Genomic DNA, 18,404 nt, shown 5'->3' on the forward strand with positions numbered 1-18,404 from the left:
AGTTAAAAACCATGGTCGAAGACACTAAACCATGACACAAATTCTGCGAGGGTTACAGCTGCCCCATAGCGAGAAGCCACATGTGTTTCCAGAAGCTACGATAATGGTGGCTGTTCGAAACACATGTGGCTTCTCAGATTCAACATTTGAGGCATTGAAGGATATCTAAAAAAAAATAAACTTACTTTCAACACAAAGGTTTATAAAATTAAAACTCAATCGCCTGCAATTTCTAAAATTATACAACACATTTTGATTAAATCTCGGATTTCCCCTCTCCCAACTCAGACTTATATTTGGAATATATATCGCTTGCAACCCACATCAAATAATAAATGTAGGCAACCATTATAAAGTCAATTTTCTCCCTTTCCCTACATACCAAGGTAGAAAACTTAAAGTTGTTTGCCAGGATTGGTCCAGACTTTCTTTTAATAATATCCCTCAGAGACCCACGTACAGATTTTTCCACAATAATAACGGAAACGCAGGTCACAATCAAAGTAACAATTAGAATCCCAACGATAAACACCGCCATAGAAATCTCATCTGACAAATCGAGTCCATTAATTAAATCTGATATTTCCCTAACATACCTATCAACCAATACCATAAGGGAAGCAAAGGCGGCCATAAATGCAATCACCCTATTCGCCCATACTGCCGAATAAAATGAGATATATTCAAAGGCCCTACGGTACCCTCGCTTCAGGTATAGAACATTTAATTTATATATTTCTGATATAAGGCTATAACTATTCCCCACAACCATAAACCAATATAGAGAGTAGAACACAGTCAAAGTAATACTAAACTCAATTCCATCCTGCCCCAAAAATATCAAGGACAAAATACATACTATAGCCCAGGGAACGAAAACCTTCAAAAAATGTATATTTAAAATGTATGATAGAATACTTACATTGACGGAAAAATTGGAATACCGCTCCCCAAACTTTAAGATACTGGAGTAATAAACCACTTCATCTTTACCACATTTCAAGCCATCGGACGGTTTCAATTCATCAGTTGTTTCACAACTCTTTTTCGGGTCTCCATATTCAAATTCATATCTTGCTATTTCATACTCATCCCCATATGTCGATTTTCCTGTCGTATCGACACTCTTCAACCTATTGAGAAAAAGTGAATTTTTAATTAATATACTTTTCTCGTTATATGTAAGCATTAGAGATGAGGATAATGTAAACCATGCAAAAAACAACAATACCCATTGAGGAATTTCACCATACCTGGAAAGGTTAATGTACTCTGGGACGATAAGCCTACCCCACCCTGGCCCCACACTCCAAGCCCCCAATATCGAAGGTGCATTAGATGAGCCTTGAAAATACCCAGCAAGCAGCCCATACCAAAAGTTAATTATAAATATTACGAAAACAATACCACTAACAATTTTTGCAAATTGTCGATAGACAGCACGGCGAGCCTCACCAATAACACCTTCAATATTATCAGCAAATTTTCCAACACTAATGTATAAGCTTAAAAGCAGACTGGCCAACGAAGCAATGATTGAACTGCGCACATCAAGTAGATAATATGGGATATTAAACATTGAGCTTATAAAATCTAGAAAAAATTGCCTAACCTCATTAGGCGTAGTATTATACATAACCAAAAATACAATACCTAAAACTATATAGCAAAAAGAAATATTTCTAAATAATTTAAGGGGCTTTCGAACAATATTCTCCCAATATATTTGTTTCTTCTTTTCTTCGTGCTCTTCACCCCAGGCTTCATTAACCTCGTCAATAACTTCTTGAATTTTCATCGGTGATTGTTCCTTTCCTACATCGTTGTCGGCGGGATATATACGTTATATGTGTTGACCCCGCAGGCTGGCGCTCATTACGCACCAGCCTGCGGGGTTTGTTTGCGGCTATTCGGCCCACGTTACGCACCCGTTAAGCGCCCAGGAGGGTCTTCGGGTTGACCGGAGTACCCGTACCCTCCGCCAGGTGCTCAATACGCTTCAGAATCAGGCCCTCACGCAGCGCCCACGGGCACACGCGCATCGTCTCAACCCCGAACGCCTCCATCGCCGCCTCCGCAGCGATAGCGCCCGCCAGCATCTGCTCCGCGCGCGCCTTCGAAACACCCGGCAAATCGCTACGCTCAGACACCGTCATCGCCTCCATACGACGAGTCCACAGGCGCAAATCCTGCAAATGCATCTCACGCTTCACATGCGGGCCCGCCGAATACGGCGCCGCACCACAAATACGCGCCAACGAACGGAACGTCTTCGACGTACCCACCGTCATATCCGGCGCACCATAACGCAACAGATTCTCCGCCACCGGGGCGATCTGCTCACGCACATACTTACGCAGACGCTTCACCTGCTTCGGGCTCGGCGGCTGCTCATCAAAAAACTCACGCGTCAGACGGCCCGCACCCAACGGCACGCTCATCGCCGCATCCGGCAACGCATTCGTACCCGTCGAAAACTCAAACGAGCCGCCACCAATATCAAAATCAAGGATGCGGCCCGCACCCCAGCCCTGCCAGCGGCGCACCGCAAAGTACGTAATCGCCGCCTCCTGATCACCCGAAATACCGTTCAGGCTCACGCCGGTCTGCTCACGCACCTGATGCAGCACCGCCGCACCATTACCCGCCTCACGGATAGCGCTCGTAGAAAACGCCAGCAGGTCCTCCGCCTCATTCTCAATCGCGAAGTCGCGGGCGCTGGTCACGAAGCGGGTCAGCGCGTCCGCACCCTCCTGCGAAATATTGCCCTCAGCGTCGAGGTACTGCACGAGCTGCAGCGGAATCTTATGCGACGCGTACGGTTCGGGGCGCGCTCCAGGGCTGCCGTCAATCAGTAGCAGGTGGACCGTATTCGACCCGACATCCAGAACTCCCAGGCGCACGATGCGCTCCCCTCCCCCGCCCCGCGGCGGGATATTGTCTGTGTGCGGTACCGCAGGTGCGGCGCCTCTTCCAGTCTGTCAGAGGCGCGGCTCACTCCGCAAACAATCCGGGCGGATGCCCAACATCAGCACAGCGCAAGCCTAAGAAACACAGCGCGGGCACAAAATCGTGCCGAACGCGCCGAACATCCCGAGCACAAACGTTCCCCGGACACGCAAAAACCCGAGCACGCAAAAGGCGCAGGAGGCGCCCCACCCCGCTAAGGGGTTCGGGACGCATCCTGCGCCTTCAGGTAGAAGAGCTACTCGGCGGTCTTACGAGTGGTCGTCTTCTTCGCGGTAGTAGACTTTGCGGTCGTCTTCTTAGCAGTAGTCTTCTTAGCCGTGGTGGTCTTCTTCGCGGCGGTCTTACGCTTGACCGGGCCCTTCGCGCGCTTGTCAGCAAGCAGCTGCACCGCACGCTCATGGGTCAGCGACTCGACCGACTCCGCACGCGGAACCGTAATGTTCGTAATACCGTCGGTGATGTACGGGCCAAAGCGGCCGTCCTTCACCACGATCTTCTTCTCGCTGACCGGGTCCACGCCCAGCTCAGCCAGCGGAGGCTTAGCCGCCGCACGACCGCGCTGCTTCGGCTGGGAGTAAATCTCCAGTGCCTGCTCCAGCGTAATCGTGAAAATCTCGTCCTCGCTACCAATCGAGCGGGAGTCCGTGCCCTTCTTCAGGTACGGGCCAAAGCGGCCGTTCTGCACGGTAATCTCCACGCCCTCAGCGTCGGTACCGAGCACGCGCGGCAGGCTCATCAGCTGCAGCGCCTGCTCGAGGGTCACGGTCGCCAGGTCCATGGACTTGAACAGGGACGCGGTGCGCGGCTTCTCGGGCTTCGGCTTCTTCTTCGGCTTGGGCTTGCCGTTCTTGTAGTACTCGGTCGGCTGGGCGTCCAGGTACGCCTGAATCTGCTCCTCGGTCATCTCTTCGATGACTTCGGTGACGTAGGGGCCGTAGCGGCCGTCGCGTGCCACGATCTGGTTGCCGGAGACCGGGTCCACGCCGAGCACGCGACCGTCGGACTTGCCCTGTTCGAGCAGTTCGCGTGCCTTCGCTTCGGTCAGTTCGTCCGGTGCCAGGTCGGCGGGTACGTTCGCGCGGATCGGTTCGGTCAGTTCGCCGGTCTCGGTGTCGAGGGTGCCTTCGGCTTCCAGGTAGGGGCCGAACTTGCCCACGCGCAGCACAATGCCGTCCGCAATCGGGATGGAGTTGATGCTGCGGGCGTCAATCTCGCCGAGGTTGTCCACGATGGGCTTCAGGCCGCGCTTGGAGCCGCCGCCGAAGTAGAACTCGCCCAGCCATTCGACGCGGGATTCTTCGCCGCGTGCGATGCGGTCGAGGTCTTCTTCCATCTGCGCGGTGAACTCGTAGTTCACGTAGGGGCCGAAGCTGGATTCGAGCAGGCGCACCACGGAGAACGCGATCCAGGACGGGATCAGCGAACCAGAACGAACGTTCACGTATCCGCGGTCCATGATGGTCGAAATAACCGCCGCGTAGGTGGACGGGCGGCCAATGCCCAGCTCGTCCAGGGTCTTCACGAGGGACGCCTCGGTGTAGCGCGGGGGCGGCAGGGTCTCGTGGCCGGCGGGCTCAATCGCCTCGGCGGTCAGCGCCTCACCGGTGGTCAGGTTCGGCAGGCGCTTCTCAGCGTCCTTCGCCTCACGCTCAGCTACGCGGGATGCGTCAACGCCCTCTTCGTAGGCGGCGAGGAAGCCGCGGAAGGTGATGACGGTACCGGATGCTGCGAACTCGGCGTCCTGGCCGTTAGATGCCACGGCGCCCAGGCGTACGGAGGCGGTGGAACCGGTCGCGTCAGCCATCTGGGAGGCGACGGTACGCTTCCAGATCAGCTCGTAGAGGCGGAACTCGTCGTTGGACAGGGCGCCGCGCACAGCGTCCGGGGTGCGGAAGGTGTCACCCGCGGGGCGGATTGCTTCGTGTGCTTCCTGCGCGTTCTTGCTCTTGGAGGTGTACACGCGCGGTGCGGAGGGCACGAACTCGGCGCCGTACAGCTCGGATGCCTGGCGGCGTGCGGCAGAGATAGCCTGCTCGCTCAGCGCCACCGAGTCGGTACGCATGTAGGTGATGTAACCGTTCTCGTAGAGGCGCTGCGCCACCTGCATGGTCACGCGGGAGGAGAAACGCAGCTTACGTGCGGCTTCCTGCTGCAGGGTGGAGGTGGTGAACGGCGCTGCCGGGCGGCGCTTGTACGGCTTGGTCTCAACGGAACGAACCGAGAACGCGGCGGACTGCAGGGCTGCGGCGAGCGCACGGGCGGCTTCCTCGTTCAGGTGGGTGACCTTGGAAGAGTTGAGGGTGCCGTCGTCGGCGAAGTCCTTGCCAGTGGCGATACGCTGACCGTCCACGGCGACCAGCTTGGCGTCGAAGCCTTCGGAGGCAGCGGTCAGGAAGCGTCCGGACAGGTCCCAGTAGTTGGCGGCGACGAATGCCATGCGTTCGCGTTCGCGCTCGACCACGAGGCGGGTTGCGACGGACTGCACGCGACCTGCGGAGAGGCCGCGGCCGACCTTGCGCCAGAGCACGGGGGAAATTTCGTAACCGTAGATTCGGTCGAGGATGCGGCGGGTTTCCTGCGCGTCGACCAGGTGCAGGTCGATGTCGCGCAGTTCGCCGAAGGCACGCTGAATGGCTTCCCGGGTGATTTCGGGGAAGGTCATGCGGTAGACGGGTACCTTGGGCTTGAGGACTTCCTTCAGGTGCCATGCGATGGCTTCACCTTCGCGGTCACCATCGGTTGCCAGGTAGAGCGCGTCTACTTCTTTGAGCTTGCGCTTGAGTTCGGCGACCTTTTTCTTCTTGTCGGGGTTGACCACGTAGTAGGGTTCGAAGTTCTCTTCAACGTTGACAGCGAACTTGCCGACGGGGCTCTTCTTGAGGTTTTCGGGCAGTTCGGAGGGCTGCGGAAGGTCGCGGATATGGCCCATGGACGAGTCGACAAGGTAGTCCTCGCCGAGGTAGCTGCTGATGGTTTTGACCTTGGAGGGAGACTCCACAATCAGCAGGGCTTTTCCGTTCTTTGCCTGAGCGGGCACGGCACTCCTCTATCTGTGTGTTGAAAAGCTACGTATTCAACCATAACCTACGCTGGCGCTTGTGGGCGCCGACTGGTTGTGGTGTACGCGGGTGCGACGGTCGGTGGGGGTGAGTATTTTTGTTGAGTCTGCACGAGTGCGCAGGGTACTCGGTACATCATACGGTACCGAGGAGGTGGTGTGTGCACGGGGTACATGGGGGGCGGGTGCTGGGGCGCGCCGCACGGCACCCACTAACCGATGCTTCTAGCTGGTGAGGGTGTCCGAGTCGGGCTGGGTGCCGTCCAGGTATGCGGGCAGCAGCGGGTATTCGCGACCGTACACGGTCTGCGGCACGATGCGCACCCACTGCATTTCGTGGGTTTCGGAGTCGGGCAGGTCGAAGGTGCGCACAATCTGCGGGGTCATTTCCGGCGGTAGCCAGTGGGCGATACCGACCACGATGACGGAGCGGATGCCGTCTTCGAGGGTTTCGTCGATTTCGAAGGCGACGCGGCGGCTGACCACCACGGAGGAGAACTTGTTGCCGCGGGTGGTGCGGATGTAGATTTCCTGCTTGTCGTCTTGGCTGGCGACGGCGTAGAGCACGGGCAGCACATCGACGTGCTGTCCGTCAGTGAGGATGAGGCGGCCGAGAGTGTTTGCGTGCAGACGCTCCCAGCACTTGTCGACGCTGATACTTTCATCGGGGTACAGGTTACTCATGGTTTCAGTGTATGCGATGGGGTGGGCGCTCTTGCGCAGATGACGGTTTTGGTCAGTGGGTGGGTCTTTGGCCAGTGGGTGGGTCGGAGCTCATGAAGTTAGGGATTCTTCCCCGCTAGTCCGTGCGGTGTTCCCAACGCACCTGACTCGGGCGGTCGGTTGCGGCGGGTGCGTAGAATGGTGTGCATGACTATTTCTGCCGCCACTTTCGCCCCCGAGTACGCCGCTGTTGCGGATGCTCCCCGTAGCGATGATTACGCCCGCCTGACCCGCATCCGTGAACGCCTGCTGGCGTTGAACTACAGCTATGACGCTGTGCAGGAGCTGCTGGGTGTTGAGGCGGCTGAGGCGATGGCTCGTGACCAGGTGGTTCCGGGTCTGTGGCGTGTGGAGCACATTCTGCGCGGCGATTACAGCGTGGAGGAGAAGAACCTGGCGCGTCTGCTGGCGTTTTTCCTGCTGGCTCGCCCGCTCACCGAGGCTGAGGCAGCCGAGGTTTTTGCAGATACCCTGGTCGACTTCGAGAATGCCGCGCTGATTGAGCGCGACGCTGCCGATTCTGCCCGCTGGTCCGCGAGCGTTGACCTGCGCCCGCACGCCGCCGATGACGGCACCGAAATCTTTGTTGCCGCCGACCTGGGTGCACATCAGCGCCCCGGCGTGCTCCGTAAGGATCACGTGCTCGGTATTGGTCACGCCTCCCTGACTCTGGCGCAGATTATCGAGCGCACCCCCGTCAAGCGTGCCCTGGATGTGGGCACCGGTTGCGGTATTCAGACCTTCCACCTGCTCGCCCACGCCGAGCACGTGACCGCCACCGATATTTCGGAGCGTGCCCTGGCGTTCACCCGTTTTAACCTGCTGCTGAACGCGCAGGCACTCAATATTGACCCGCAGAACCCGCAGTCGCGCGTGAGCCTGCGCATGGGTTCTTTGCTGGAGCCGGTCGCCGGTGAGCTTTTCGACCTGGTGGTGTCAAACCCGCCATTCGTGATTACCCCGCGCGTTGCCGGTGAGAGTGCCGAGGAACAGTTCACCTACCGTGACGGCGGCCTGCCCGGTGACGAAATTGTGAGCACAATGGTGCGTCAGCTGCCGTCGGTGCTGGTGCCCGGCGGTCGCGCGCAGATGCTGGGTAACTGGGAGATTATTCGCGACTCTGAGGACCCGGAAGCACCGCGTCCGTGGGATGAGCGCCCGCGCGCCTGGGTTGCCGACGGCGGCGCGGAGGCGTGGTTTATTCAGCGTGAGGCGCTGAGCCCCGCCTCCTACGCGGAAACCTGGTTGAAGGATGCGAGCGAGAACCGCGACCGCAGCCACTACGAGCAGACCTATGTGGCGTACCTGAACGACTTCGCTTCCCGGAACGTTCATTCTATTGGTTTCGGCATGATTTGGCTGCGCCGCCCGACCGAGGCGACCGCGGCAGGCGTGACCGAGCCCCTGCAGCGTTTCGAGGAGATCACCTACCCGATTCAGCAGCCCATCGCCCGCGCCCTCACCGAGTCTGTGCGCCGCTACGACCGCCTCGCCGCCATGGACGATGAGGCACTCCTCGCCGCGCACCTGGAGGTCGCCGAGGACGTCACCGAGGAACGCCACGGCCGCCCCGGCGCCGAACATCCCAGCGTGATTTTGCTGCGTGCCGGTTCGGGTCTGTGCCGCACCCAGTTGCTTTCCACCGAGACGGCGGGCTTTGCGTCGGCGAGCGATGGTGAGCTTGCCGTGGGTCAGATTGTGGCGGCTCTTGCCATGCTGCTGTCCTGGCCCGAGTACGACGAGGCTGCCACCGCGGCACGCGGTACGCAGGAGCAGCATCCGCGCGACACCCTGCTGCATGCGGTACGCGAGCTGGTGCTCAAGAGCTTCCTGCACTTTAGCGACGAGCACGCGGGCGCAGAATCAGCTGGCGAAAACACTGCTGAAGAGCAGAGCTAAAAGCGTGCGTATTTGGTCCCTTCACCCTTCCCTGCTCGATCGCCGCGCCCTGGTCGCCTGCTGGCGTGAAACACTGCTGGCACAGAAGGTGCTGCGGGGTCTGACGCGCGGGTACACGAACCATCCGCAGCTGATTCGTTTTCGCGCGCATCCGCAGCCGTTGGAGGCGGTTGCCGCCTACCTGTCCGGGCTGGCGGATGAGGCGGATGCCCGCGGCTACTCTTTCAACCGTGCTCTGATTGATGCGGGCGAAGATAGTACAAGTGAACACGGCGCCGGTAATAACAGCGCAGACAAGGCGGAAAGCCCGTACGCTTCGGTTGCGCGTATTCCCGTTCCTCTCGGTCAGCTGGAGTACGAGCTCGCCTTCCTGCAGCACAAGGTGGCGGGGCGTGACCCCGAGTGGGAGCACCAGTTGAGCGAGCGCCTCGCGGCGCGCGGCAAGTTGGCGGCGTGCGCGCATCCGCTGTTTGAGGTGGTTCCGGGCACTATTGAGCCCTGGGAAAAGACGAAGGACTTCTAGGCAGAGGGACTTCTAGAACTTCTGAGCATAGTAATGCCCCGGCGGTAACCCTTGCGGGTGCCTGCCGGGGCATTGCTGTATGTACGGCTCAAGCTGTATGGAAACAAGCATCGCAACGCGTCATAGAGCGCCGAGAACAGCTTGGCACGCGGTCTTTACCTGGTGGCCAGCGTCTTTACTTGGTCGTCAGCGCGGGCTTGATTTCCTTCACGATGGCGTCGAGCATCTTCAGGTTGAAGTCCACGCCCAGCTGCAGTCGACCCGCCGCAATGAGATCGGCCATGGCGGCAAGTTCAGCCATGTAGAGCGGGTTTTCGTAGCGCATGTCTGGGTTGCAGCACTGGCTCTTCATCGTCGGGGACGGGTCAGTCGTCCTCGTCTTCGAGGTCCTCTAGCACTTCGAACGGTGACTCGACGTCGCCGCGCCAGGCCTCCAGGCCTTCGCGCACCGCGAGCACCGCCACGACCAGCGCCGCGACCGAGTCAGCCCACCACCAGCCGAACAGGCTGTCGAGGACGAGGCCGATGAACACTGCACCGGAGAGGTAGATGCACAGGATGAGCTGCTTGGCGTCGGCCATCACGCTCTTGGAGCCCAGCTCCCGCCCGGTGCGGACCTCAATCCACGCCAGCAGAGGCATGACGACCAGGCTCAGCGCGGTGATACCGAGACCCAGCGGGCTGTGGTCGGGGCCCTCCTGGCCGACCAGGGCCAGCACCGCGTCAATCGAGACGTAGGCCGCCAGCGCGAAGAACGCGATGCCGATGGCCTTGACGGTGACCGTTTCCCACCGCTCAGGGTCCTTGCGGGTGAACTGCCAGGTGACGGCCGCGGCCGAGAGTACCTCGACAACCGAGTCGAGCCCGAAGCCAATGAGCGCCGCGGACGAGGCGAGGACGCCTGCCCAGACTGCGACGATTGCCTCGATTACGTTGTACGTGATTGTGAAGCCGACGATGAAGCGGACGCGCCGGTGCAGCATCGCGCGGCGTGCGGTGGTCAGGGTCTCGCTCATGCTCCCGCCGCCGTTCCACAGCAGCCCGACACCGAGCATTCCGGGTCGATGCACGGCGCGGTCTCGTCCACCGCGAGCGTGACGTCGATTAGGGACGTCAGTGCCGCGGCGAGGTGCGGGTCGGCGATCTCGTAGCGCGTCTGGCGGCCCTCGGGCTCGGCGACGACGATTCCGCAATCGCGCAGGCAGGTCAGGTGGTTGGACACGTTCGAGCGGGTCAGCTCCAGCTCGCGCGAGAGCACGGCTGGATAGCTCGGGCCGCCGAGGAGGGTCATCAGAATCCGGGAACGTGTCGGGTCGGCCATGGCGCGGCCGAGCCGGTTCATGACGTCGAGGTGTGAAGCAATAGTCAGCATACGATGACTATACAGTAATAACTGACCAATTGTCCACTTGTGCGGGCTGCCGCACGCGCTCCGCGCCCTTGCCCTCGGGAGGCGGCAGAGTTCGCGCTCATCAGCGACCATCGCCCATCACGGAAGCGACGGCGGCACGCTGGCGGCACGCGGTACGCGGTACGCAACAGCAGCATCCGCGCGACACCCTGCTGGCCCAGAAGGTTCTGCGGAGTCTTCACCTCAGGGGCTTTACATAGTGGTCAGCGCGGGCTTGATCTCCTTCACGATTGCCTCAAGCATCTTCAGGTTGAAGTCCACACCCAGCTGGTTCGGGATGGTCAGCAGCACGGTGTCTGCCGTCTGGACCGCCTCGTCACGGGCGAGCTCTTCGGCAAGATCCGCCGGATCACCAATGTAGCTACGACCAAAGCGGGAGAAGCTGTTGTCGATAATGCCGGTATAATCCTGCGAGTCCTCCGCCGCGCGGCGACCGAAGTAGCGTGCCGAGGTTTCGTCGATAACGGGCAGCACCGAACGGGACACCGAAACACGCGGAACACCCGAATTACCCGCCTTCACCCACTCGGAGCGGAAGAGGCGAATCTGCTGCGCCTGCTGCTGATCGAACGGAATACCCTTATCTTCCAGCATCAGGGTTGAAGACATGAGGTTCAGGCCCTTCTGTGCGGTCCACACGGCGGTGCTATCGGTGCCTGCACCCCACCAGATGCGCTCGCGCAGACCCGGCGACTGCGGCTGGACGGGGGCATACTTGCCCGCCACGCGAGCGCTGGGCACCATCCCCTCACCCTCGATTGCCTTGAGGAAAATGTCGAGGTGGCGGCGCGCCATATCGCTCTCGTTTTCACCTTCTGCCGGGTAGTAGCCGAAGCTCTCAAAGCCGCGGATAACGGATTCGGGCGAGCCGCGGGAGACACCAAGCTGCAGTCGACCCGCCGCAATGAGGTCTGCCATGGCGGCAAGTTCTGCCATGTAGAGCGGGTTTTCGTAGCGCATGTCAATCACGCCGGTGCCGAGCTCGATGCGTTCGGTCTTGGCGGCAATTGCGGAGAGTAGCGGGTAGGGGGTTGCCTGCTGCTGGTCGAAGTGGTGCACGCGGAAGAACGCGCCGTCCAGTCCGATGTCTTCGGCACCTACGGCAAGATCGATTGCCTGGTGCAGAGATTCGGCGGCGGAGGGCACGCGGGAGCCGGGGACCTCAGCCCAGTGGCCGAAGGAGAGGAAGCCAAGCTTCTTCTCGTCGCCGCGCATGGGTTCGAGGTGGCTGATGCGGATGGATTCGTCGAGCTGCGGATCGAATTGCGGAGTGCCGGGGTTAGTGGGGATGCTCATGGTTTTTTCCTTAGCGAGTTGCGCTCGGGTTCGTGTAGTGCCGGGCTGGTGGTTTAAATCTAAACCCAAATACTTTACATGTCAAGTATTTTGTTTCGGGGTATTACACACAGAGCACTACTCCCCCATTTTCGCCGCACGTTCACCCCCGCCAACCCCAAAAAGGGCACAGAAAAGCCCGGCGGCACGAACGCATCGCGCCACCGGGCCCTTCTATTTGACAGCCAAAACTGCAACTAAAACGACAGAAACAAACTGCCCTAGGAACGCTTCGCCAGCGGAACCCACAGCTCCATACGGTAATCAGCCGCCTGCATATCGCCGCGACCGTACACCTCAAGGCCACCCACGGGGCGGTACTGCGGATTCTTCGCGAAGAACGCTTCCTCAAAGCTCGCAAAGCCAGCCGGAATGGACTCCGAAATCGGGCCGGTCACCTCAACCACCGCATAAGTGCTCGCAGGCAACTCCAACACACCCAGACCAAGCTTCGCCGCGCTCGCCGGCTCCGACACCAGGAAACCCGCCGTGTAGCGGACCTGACCCTTCGGGTTCGGCTGAGTGCACACGCCCAGGTACTGGGTCACGTTCAGAACATCCAGCATCGCCGGGGATGCCTTCTGATTCAGCTCATCCCACAGCGAGGAGAAGTCGCCGTCCAGGGGGAACACCTGCGAAACGCCGGCAACGACCATCGCCGGGTGCTCCTCAATGCGAGGTTCAGAGATCTGAACCGCGCCGCCCTTAGCGGCTGCCATTAGGCGTTCGCCTCAGCTGCTTCGCGGTCCACCGAGCACTCGGGCACGCAGTGGCGCTTCGCGTCATCAGCTGCGCACTCGGGGCAGAGCAGAACCAGCTCGCGGCAGGAATCGTTGGAGCAGTTCTCGAACTTGTTCGAGGGGGCGCCGCACTGTTCGCACTTGCCGATGGTGACGGTGTCCGGGGTGAACTCCATGTGCATGCGCTTGTCGAAGACGTAGAGCGAGCCTTCCCAGAGTTCCTTGTCTCCGTACTTCTCGCCGTAGCGCACGATGCCGCCGTCGATCTGGTAGATCTCCTTGAAGCCGCGGTTCTTCATGAGCGCGGAGAGAATCTCGCAGCGGATACCGCCGGTGCAGTAGGTGACGACCGGCTTGTCCTTGATGTGGTCGTACTTGCCGGACTCGATCTCGCGGATGAAGTCGTGGGTGGTGCGCACGTCGGGAACGATAGCGTTCTTGAACTTGCCGATCTTCGCCTCGAACGCGTTACGGCCATCGAAGAAGACCACTTCGTCGCCACGCTCTTCAACGAGCTTGTTGACCTCTTCAGGCTTCAGGTGCACGCCGCCGCCAACGACGCCGTTCTCGTCCACCTGCAGCTCGTCGGGAGCACCGAAAGCCACAATCTCGTCGCGAGCCTTCACGGACAGGCGGGGGAAGTCCTCCGCGCCACCCTCGGACCACTTGAACTCCATGTTCTTGAAGCCGGGGTACTTGCGGGTTTCCTTGGTGTACGCCTTGACCGCGTTAATCTCGCCGCCGAGGGTGCCGTTAATGCCGTGCTTGGAAATCAGGATGCGCCCGCGCAGGCCGAGCTTCTCACAGAGGGCACGCTGCCAGAGCATGACCGCCTGCGGGTCGGCGATGGGGGCGAACTGGTAATACAGAATAATCTTATTTTGAGCCACGAAACTATTTTATCGTCATATACGCCTAAAGCATGCAGATTTTTTGATATGTGCGCACTGACTACGGGGTCGGCGGGGCTGGGGCGGTACTGGGGGCGTGTGCAAGCGAAGGTTCGGGGCGGGTTCGGAGCGTATGCCAGCGAAGGTTCGGGGCGCGGTTTGAGCGCGGCATACGACCGGCGGAAGACCAGGTTTTAGCCCGCCGCTCTACAATGGAACCCATGCCGCACAGCACCCCTTCGCAGAATCCCAACCAGCACCCCAAACAGCAGTCCGCGCACCAGTCTGTACACCAACCCAACCAGGCGCAGGGGCAGTCTGCGGCGCACCCCAAAACGCTGCAATACCGCGAGCTTCCCGCGAGCGCACAGCAGGTACTGGCATCCCTGTTGCCGGAGGCGGAACGCACCGGAACCCTGCCCGAGCAGGTGACCCATATCCACACCGTTCCCGCTAGGGAGGCGAGCTACGCGCCCTGGCCGCAATGGCTGCATCCGCGCGTGGTGGAGGCCTTTGAATCGCTCGGCATTGCCGAGCCCTACGCCCACCAGGTGCAGGCGGCAGACGCCGCCCATGCGGGTCTTGATGCGGCGCTGGCGGCGAGCGCGGCGCGCTACGGCTGGCAGGCGGGGCGTGTTGAGACTGAGCGCTCTGAGGCATCAGCGAAGAGCACCGGCAGCGGCGGTCACGTGATCGTGGCGACGGGTACCGCCTCGGGCAAGACCCTGAGCTACCTCATGCCCACCCTGGACGCTATCTACCGCGCATCCTGCGGCGAGCCAGTGAGCTCGACTTCCGCGTATTCCGGGGCAGAAAACCTCAATAATAGAGCGAACGTTCTCTACATTTCCCCGGCGAAGGCACTCTCCGCCGACCAGCTCACCGCCCTCACCTCCTACAACCTGCCCGGACTCCACGCGGCAAGCTACGACGGCGACACCCCAACCGGCGAACGCCGCTGGATCCGCGAACACGCCAACTTCATCCTCACCACCCCGGACATGCTCAACTACTCAATCCTGAGCAACCACCGGCAGTGGGCATCCTTCCTGCGCGGGCTACGCTACGTGGTGCTCGACGAAGCACACAGCTACCGCGGCGTTTTCGGCGCGCACATCGCCAATCTGCTGCGCCGCCTGCGCCGCGTCTGCGCACTCTACCGCACCGTGCCTGTGTTCTACGGCGCCTCCGCAACCAGCTCCAACCCGGTCGAGTCTTTCTCCAAGCTCATCGGCGTGCCGCAGCAGGCGGTCACCGCCATTACCGAGTCCACCTCCGCACGCGGTGAAACCACCGTCGCGCTCTGGGAGCCCGAATTCATGCCGCCCAAGGCGCACGATCAGCTCGCCAAGGGCGCCCGCAGCACCCAGCAGCAGGCAGTCCAGTCGAAGGCTGAGCAGGAGGCGCCGCGCCGCGTCTCCCCCGTGGAGCAGGGCGCGCAAATGCTCACCGACCTGGTGCTTTCCCGCACCCGCTCCCTGGTTTTCGCCGGTTCGCGCCGCAGCGTAGAAATCCTCTCGCAGAAGACCCAACGCTACCTCGACGAGGTGGAGGAGGGCCTCTCCCACCGCGTCGCCGCATACCGCGCCGGGTACACCCCCGAAGAGCGCCGCGAACTCGAACGCAAGCTCCGCAACGGCGAACTGCTCGGCCTGGCGAGCACCTCCGCCCTGGAACTGGGCATCGACATCTCCGGACTGGACGCGGTCATCGTGGCGGGCTGGCCGGGTACCCGCGCCTCCTTCATGCAGCGCGTGGGCCGCGCGGGCCGAAGCGGTCAGGATGCGCTCGCTGTACTCATCGCCGACGACAACCCGCTCGACACCTACCTGGTGCACCACCCGGAGGCAATCTTCGGGCAGGAGGTTGAGGCGACTGTTTTCGACCCGACGAACCCGTACGTGCTCTCCCCGCAGCTGTGCGCCGCCGCGCAGGAGGCGCCCATCCGCACCGAAGAGCTAAGCCTGTTCGGACCGCACACCGCCGCACTGCTGGACCGACTGGTACAGCAGGGATACCTGCGTCGCCGCCCGGACGGCTGGTACTGGACGCACGCCGAATCCGCCGCCGACCTGGTCGATATCCGCGGCACCGGCGGCGGACCCTACCAGCTCATCGACACCGAAGACGGCACCCTGGTTGGCACCATGGACGCCGCACACGCCATGAGCCAGGGGCACCCGGGCGCAATCTACATTCACCAGAGCGCGCAGTACGTGGTCGAGTCCCTCAGCGAGGGCGAGCGCGTGATTCTGCTCAGCCGCGTCTACCCGGACTACTACACGCGCGCCGTTGAGAGCACCGAGGTGCGTATTCTGGCGGAGCGTGCGCGGGTTAGTTACGGTGCGCAGAATGTTGGGGAAGCGGTTCCCAGCGAGCTTGCTCCCGAAATCTCAATCCCCGAAACCGACGCGCAGCAGCTCGCCCCGCTCACCATGCACCGCGGGCAGGTTCAGGTCACCGACCAGGTCACCGGATACCGGCGCTTCTCCGTCTACGGCGGCGAATACCTGGGCGAAGAAGCGCAACCCATGCCGCCGGAAGTGCTCATGACCGAGGCGGTCTGGTTCACCTTCGAGCCCAGCTACCTATTCGGCGCGGGCGTAACCGAAGAGGACGGCCCCGGCACCCTGCACGCCGCCGAGCACGCCGCCATCGGACTGCTGCCGCTCATCGCCACCAGCGACCGCTGGGATTTGGGTGGACTCTCCACGCTGCTTCACATGGACACCGGCAGGCCCACCATTTTCGTCTACGACGCCGCACCCGGCGGCGCGGGCATTAGCGAGCGCGGCTTCAACGCGGTTGCGCAGTGGCTGAGCGCCACCCTTGAAGCAATCGAAAGCTGCGGATGCGAAAACGGTTGCCCCTCCTGCGTGCACTCGCCCAAATGCGGCAACCGCAACGAGCCGCTCAGCAAACACGGCGCGCGGGCGCTGCTGACGGCAATGTTGCGGAGTATGGCGGAGGTGTAGGAACACAGGTCACGCAAGCTGGGATGACAACTCCCGGTGAGCGCAAAAAGCCTAGTCGGTGGGGTTTTCTGGGTCGACTGGGCCTTCCGGATCGGGAGATTCGGGCACCGAGTCCCGCTCGGCTCCCAGCTCTTCCTCCAGCTCGGCAACCTCATCGGGGCTCAGCTCCTCCGCGTCCCCCGCCGCCGCGCGCTCTTCTTCGGGAAGCTCTTCCTCGGGGGACTCAGCCCCGGCGCGGGCACGCACCCTCGCCGGGCCCAGCATGCCCATGGGTCCTGCGACGGGGACGGCGACCGTCACCTCCACCGTTTCGGGGCGATCCGGAAACGTGCAGGATTCCAGGTGCGCGCCGTGGCGTTCGGCAAGGTCCGCTGCGACCGCGCACGGGTCGCCCTCTGTGAGCCCGCGGTAGGCATCCGCCGCCGCGAGCGCACTCAAATCGGCGGCGGCGGACGCCCTGCGATTCGCAGAAACCACCCCGATGAGCCCGGCAATTACCACGGTCAGCACCAGCAGCGCGGCAATAATGGCGAGGGCGAGGACGGTGCCGCTACCCTCTTCGGGTTGCTCTTCCGCGGAGCAGGCGAGAACCGAGCTTTTATTCACCATCATTGCCGATGCTTTCTTCACTGTCAGCGCTTTCCTGAGCGCCAGTGCCTTCTTGACTGCCAGCACCACCTTCAACGCGGGCATGGGCGTCCGCTCGCAGTACCCAGCCGGTCGTCGAGCCAATCACGCCGGGGGCGGGGCGGCTCACCCGCACGTGCACCTGCCGGGCGCGCCCCTCCCCTGCATCAACTGCGCTATCAGGAGAAACGGAAATCTGCACACTCTGCGCCGGGTCGATGCGACTGACGGCGGAGCGAATCTGCGCCTCGGAGTCTCCGCGGGCGGCGGCGCGGGCAGCCGTTCGCGCGGATTCCTCCACCTTGAGCTGCGCAACCCCCGTGGAGGCGGCGCCCAGGCAGAGGGCGAGCACCACCGTCACGGCGGGTAGGGCGACCGCAAATTCGGCGGTGATGACACCCTCTTCTGCGGCGTCCTCGTGCGGGGTATCGGGCACCGATTCCGCCCCGGTTTTACCTGCGGATTGAGCATGCCACCAAGCACCCAAATTCACATGAGCATTCATTCTTTATTCCTCCTTTCTTGCCTCATTTTTCGGGGTGCATAGCACCTAGAGCAAAACTCCACGATGGAATTTTCAAAAGCGCTAGAGCAGTCCCGTATTGCCCGCAATAGACAGCGCATTACGCACAATATCCAGGAGCATGGAACGCACCTCATCGGACTTGAGAATCAGCACCAGCAGACCAGCAAAGCCGACCGCCGCAAGCATCACAATGCCGTACTCCGCGGTGGAGGCGCCCTCCTCCGGATCACCCGCCGGGGCATACTCAGCGGGCGTCTTTTCATCGCCTTCAGCAGGCACGTATTCGGCACAGCCGGGCGCGTGCTCACCCAGGCTGCGGCAGGTGGCGCCGCATTCGTCCAGGGTGCAGCCCTCGGCGAGCGCTCGGGCAATGGTCAGCGCCTGCTCGGGGCTCAGGCGGTCAGTGTTCATATCCATCTCCATTTCGGCGGGGTCAATCCTAGGGCCGGCATGCTTCTGCTCAGCGCCGGTGAAAAGTTCAACATCGGTAAAAAGCTCGGGGCATTCTTCGCGCAGCTGCTTCATGGTGGTTGCAATGGCAACGGACAGCGGTACGGGACCCAGAATGGTCTGCGCTTCAGCACCGGGTGCGTGAGCCTGAATTTCACGCGGTGCGCCGACCGGGGCAGTAATCGGGGCATCGCCCGGGTGCAGGTCGTGGCGGATTGCTTCGCAGAGGGTGTTCGTCATTGGTTTTCCTTTCGTTGCGCCCCGGTCATTCGGGGCG

At 61.1% G+C, this 18,404-nt stretch carries 15 protein-coding genes and 1 pseudogene; 3 read left to right on the forward strand and 13 right to left on the reverse strand.

Annotated features, from left to right (window positions below):
* Positions 1-256: 256 nt before the first annotated feature.
* The 4 genes from HMPREF2980_RS07485 to HMPREF2980_RS07500 all read right to left on the reverse strand — a co-directional run bounded on the left by HMPREF2980_RS07485 (position 257) and on the right by HMPREF2980_RS07500 (position 6,712).
* Positions 257-1,798 carry a hypothetical protein gene (locus HMPREF2980_RS07485; protein ID WP_070691096.1) on the reverse strand — a complete coding sequence of 514 codons (1,542 nt, stop codon included), beginning with the start codon at positions 1,796-1,798 and terminating at the stop codon, positions 257-259.
* A 133-nt stretch (positions 1,799-1,931) separates the two neighbouring features.
* Positions 1,932-2,903, reverse strand: a complete 972-nt coding sequence (locus HMPREF2980_RS07490) for a Ppx/GppA family phosphatase (RefSeq protein ID WP_070691099.1) — start codon at positions 2,901-2,903, stop codon at positions 1,932-1,934.
* Positions 2,904-3,205: 302 nt separating this feature from the next.
* On the reverse strand, positions 3,206-6,007 hold the full coding sequence (gene topA / locus HMPREF2980_RS07495; protein WP_070691102.1) for a type I DNA topoisomerase: 2,802 nt from the start codon (positions 6,005-6,007) through the stop codon (positions 3,206-3,208).
* 246 nt (positions 6,008-6,253) lie between these two features.
* A complete protein-coding gene (locus tag HMPREF2980_RS07500) occupies positions 6,254-6,712 on the reverse strand; it encodes a pyridoxamine 5'-phosphate oxidase family protein (protein WP_070691105.1) in 459 nt (152 codons plus the stop codon).
* Between the two features lie 186 nt (positions 6,713-6,898).
* Between HMPREF2980_RS07500 and HMPREF2980_RS07505 the strand changes: the two genes are divergently transcribed.
* Complete coding sequence (locus tag HMPREF2980_RS07505) at positions 6,899-8,650, forward strand: DUF7059 domain-containing protein (RefSeq protein ID WP_246823704.1); 1,752 nt, start codon at positions 6,899-6,901, stop codon at positions 8,648-8,650.
* Between the two features lie 4 nt (positions 8,651-8,654).
* A complete protein-coding gene (locus HMPREF2980_RS07510) occupies positions 8,655-9,173 on the forward strand; it encodes a pyrimidine dimer DNA glycosylase/endonuclease V (protein ID WP_049347141.1) in 519 nt (172 codons plus the stop codon).
* A 241-nt stretch (positions 9,174-9,414) separates the two neighbouring features.
* On the opposite strand, the pseudogene HMPREF2980_RS09750 reads toward HMPREF2980_RS07510, so the two are convergent.
* From HMPREF2980_RS09750 to HMPREF2980_RS07540, 6 genes and pseudogenes are all read right to left on the reverse strand, one after another.
* A pseudogene (locus HMPREF2980_RS09750) lies at positions 9,415-9,501 on the reverse strand (luciferase); the annotation flags it as partial.
* 37 nt (positions 9,502-9,538) lie between these two features.
* On the reverse strand, positions 9,539-10,189 hold the full coding sequence (locus HMPREF2980_RS07520) for a cation diffusion facilitator family transporter (protein WP_049327488.1): 651 nt from the start codon (positions 10,187-10,189) through the stop codon (positions 9,539-9,541).
* Positions 10,186-10,545 (reverse strand): Cd(II)/Pb(II)-sensing metalloregulatory transcriptional regulator CmtR, encoded by a 360-nt coding sequence (locus HMPREF2980_RS07525; RefSeq protein WP_070691111.1) that lies wholly within the window; start codon positions 10,543-10,545, stop codon positions 10,186-10,188. The genes HMPREF2980_RS07520 and HMPREF2980_RS07525 overlap by 4 nt, the downstream gene beginning before the upstream one ends.
* A 231-nt stretch (positions 10,546-10,776) precedes the next feature.
* A complete protein-coding gene (locus HMPREF2980_RS07530) occupies positions 10,777-11,880 on the reverse strand; it encodes an LLM class flavin-dependent oxidoreductase (RefSeq protein WP_141755951.1) in 1,104 nt (367 codons plus the stop codon).
* A gap of 260 nt (positions 11,881-12,140) precedes the next feature.
* Positions 12,141-12,638, reverse strand: a complete 498-nt coding sequence (locus HMPREF2980_RS07535) for a GyrI-like domain-containing protein (RefSeq protein WP_049338580.1) — start codon at positions 12,636-12,638, stop codon at positions 12,141-12,143.
* On the reverse strand, positions 12,638-13,549 hold the full coding sequence (locus HMPREF2980_RS07540; protein ID WP_005504694.1) for an oxygen-dependent tRNA uridine(34) hydroxylase TrhO: 912 nt from the start codon (positions 13,547-13,549) through the stop codon (positions 12,638-12,640). Before HMPREF2980_RS07540 ends, HMPREF2980_RS07535 begins: the two co-directional genes overlap by 1 nt.
* Before the next feature lie 212 nt (positions 13,550-13,761).
* On the opposite strand from HMPREF2980_RS07540, the gene HMPREF2980_RS07545 reads away from it, so the two are divergent.
* Positions 13,762-16,524 carry a DEAD/DEAH box helicase gene (locus HMPREF2980_RS07545; protein ID WP_070691113.1) on the forward strand — a complete coding sequence of 921 codons (2,763 nt, stop codon included), beginning with the start codon at positions 13,762-13,764 and terminating at the stop codon, positions 16,522-16,524.
* A gap of 51 nt (positions 16,525-16,575) precedes the next feature.
* Here the strand turns inward: HMPREF2980_RS07545 and HMPREF2980_RS07550 are convergent, their stop codons facing one another.
* The 3 genes from HMPREF2980_RS07550 to HMPREF2980_RS07560 all read right to left on the reverse strand — a co-directional run bounded on the left by HMPREF2980_RS07550 (position 16,576) and on the right by HMPREF2980_RS07560 (position 18,367).
* Positions 16,576-17,136, reverse strand: a complete 561-nt coding sequence (locus tag HMPREF2980_RS07550; protein WP_049353873.1) for an Rv3654c family TadE-like protein — start codon at positions 17,134-17,136, stop codon at positions 16,576-16,578.
* Positions 17,123-17,587, reverse strand: a complete 465-nt coding sequence (locus HMPREF2980_RS07555; protein ID WP_246822904.1) for a TadE family type IV pilus minor pilin — start codon at positions 17,585-17,587, stop codon at positions 17,123-17,125. Before HMPREF2980_RS07555 ends, HMPREF2980_RS07550 begins: the two co-directional genes overlap by 14 nt.
* Positions 17,588-17,737: 150 nt before the next feature.
* Positions 17,738-18,367: a DUF4244 domain-containing protein gene (locus tag HMPREF2980_RS07560; protein ID WP_070691115.1), complete on the reverse strand. Its 630-nt coding sequence runs from the start codon at positions 18,365-18,367 to the stop codon at positions 17,738-17,740.
* Positions 18,368-18,404: the final 37 nt, after the last annotated feature.

The sequence above is a fragment of the Rothia sp. HMSC076D04 genome, assembly GCF_001814645.1.
GTDB classification, from domain to species: domain Bacteria; phylum Actinomycetota; class Actinomycetes; order Actinomycetales; family Micrococcaceae; genus Rothia; species Rothia mucilaginosa.

Excerpts from the sequence above, each read along its gene's own strand:
- HMPREF2980_RS07485 (WP_070691096.1), bottom strand. The coding sequence starts at position 1,798 with ATGAAAATTCAAGAAGTTATTGACGAGGTTAATGAAGCCTGGGGTGAA.
- HMPREF2980_RS07500 (WP_070691105.1), bottom strand. The coding sequence starts at position 6,712 with ATGAGTAACCTGTACCCCGATGAAAGTATCAGCGTCGACAAGTGCTGG.
- HMPREF2980_RS07505 (WP_246823704.1), top strand. The coding sequence starts at position 6,899 with ATGACTATTTCTGCCGCCACTTTCGCCCCCGAGTACGCCGCTGTTGCG.
- HMPREF2980_RS07520 (WP_049327488.1), bottom strand. The coding sequence starts at position 10,189 with ATGAGCGAGACCCTGACCACCGCACGCCGCGCGATGCTGCACCGGCGC.
- HMPREF2980_RS07525 (WP_070691111.1), bottom strand. The coding sequence starts at position 10,545 with ATGCTGACTATTGCTTCACACCTCGACGTCATGAACCGGCTCGGCCGC.
- HMPREF2980_RS07530 (WP_141755951.1), bottom strand. The coding sequence starts at position 11,880 with ATGAGCATCCCCACTAACCCCGGCACTCCGCAATTCGATCCGCAGCTC.
- HMPREF2980_RS07535 (WP_049338580.1), bottom strand. The coding sequence starts at position 12,638 with ATGGCAGCCGCTAAGGGCGGCGCGGTTCAGATCTCTGAACCTCGCATT.
- HMPREF2980_RS07545 (WP_070691113.1), top strand. The coding sequence starts at position 13,762 with ATGGAACCCATGCCGCACAGCACCCCTTCGCAGAATCCCAACCAGCAC.
- HMPREF2980_RS07550 (WP_049353873.1), bottom strand. The coding sequence starts at position 17,136 with ATGATGGTGAATAAAAGCTCGGTTCTCGCCTGCTCCGCGGAAGAGCAA.
- HMPREF2980_RS07560 (WP_070691115.1), bottom strand. The coding sequence starts at position 18,367 with ATGACGAACACCCTCTGCGAAGCAATCCGCCACGACCTGCACCCGGGC.